Origin of the sequence: Microcoleus sp. OTE_8_concoct_300, from assembly GCF_031383065.1 — a bacterium.
GTDB lineage: Bacteria > Cyanobacteriota > Cyanobacteriia > Cyanobacteriales > Microcoleaceae > Microcoleus.
Genome location: NZ_JANMZH010000810.1, coordinates 1 through 1,091, shown reverse-complemented (window position 1 = coordinate 1,091; position 1,091 = coordinate 1). Strand labels below are relative to the sequence as shown.

At 40.1% G+C, this 1,091-nt stretch carries 2 protein-coding genes; one reads left to right on the top strand and one right to left on the bottom strand.

Features of this window, described 5'->3' with window-relative positions:
- Positions 1–470 (bottom strand): AAA-like domain-containing protein (locus ACUVJL_RS36130; protein ID WP_445250219.1); only part of this gene is annotated, 470 nt, incomplete at its 3' end.
- Between the two features lie 283 nt (positions 471–753).
- On the opposite strand from ACUVJL_RS36130, the gene ACUVJL_RS36125 reads away from it, so the two are divergent.
- Positions 754–966: a hypothetical protein gene (locus ACUVJL_RS36125; RefSeq protein WP_445250218.1), complete on the top strand. Its 213-nt coding sequence runs from the start codon at positions 754–756 to the stop codon at positions 964–966.
- Positions 967–1,091 lie beyond the last annotated feature (125 nt).

Below are 1,091 nucleotides of genomic sequence, written 5' to 3'. Positions count from 1 at the left end.
AATAGAGAAGTTTTTCCCATTAACTTGGGAGCTTTAATGTGAATTATTGACCCCCGCTCTAAAATCTGTTGATAACAGTCAGCTTCCATTCGGGAACGCTCTATATAAAACTCAGAATTTAATCGCACTGGCCCTTCTGGCAATTCTAATGCTTTTGGAGCTTCAGGGGTTCTTTCCCCGAATTTATTTAATAACTCTGGGCAAACTAAGTCACGTTTATATTGGACAAATAATTCAATCAACTCCTCACGTTGCGTATATCCTACACTCGGCTCATTTTTGATATTAAATGACTGGCAAATATTTGAAATATGATCGCTGACACACGACCTCGTTACTTTTGGGGTGAGAGAGTTAGCGATTTGTTTGTCTGGCTTATCTTGCAAGAACTCCCTTAGCACTAGACGCTGTTTTTTTGTAAGCTTGTCTGTATAGATAGCCTCAAACTCCTGTTTAGTGATCTTCTCCATTCCACCTCAGCCTCAAACCTGCCTAATTTCTCTTAAATTAGCATAACTCAGAGCTTTAGCATAGCTGTTCAGTCAATTCCTAGTGAATTTTCACAAATTTATAAGCCAAAAGTGATTTGTGAGTTTTTTCTCACAAACTCTTTCACAAATCATTCAATCGCAACTCACCATCTCTTCAAAGTTTTACTTAACAACTAATTTGGGAGGCTAAATTGACGATCGCCCGCGAACACAAAAAATCCAGATATCGTAGGAGATGTAGAGTAGATAGAGATTTAAAAAAATGAAACCAGAAAAACCGAATAATAGACGGAACTTTTTGAAGAAGCTGTCTAAGTCAGATATCAAATGGTTGTTAGAGAAATTTTTTCTACCCATCCTCCTAGTGACGATTCCTTTAACACCAAGTACGATCGCACTTTTGCGGACTGAACAACCGCCAACTCCTGTACAAAAGGTTCCACCGATCGATCGCACAATTCCACCGTCACAATAACATCGGATGCGATCGCTCCTAATCCAAGAAACCGGGTTTCTGCGATAATTTACGCATCCTCACGAGATTTTGCAAAGAAACCCGGTTTCTGACCCCTCGCGCGATCGCCCTTGTTAAGCCAACTG

Coding starts and splice junctions, on each gene's coding strand:
- ACUVJL_RS36125 (WP_445250218.1), top strand. CDS start 754: ATGAAACCAGAAAAACCGAATAATAGACGGAACTTTTTGAAGAAGCTG.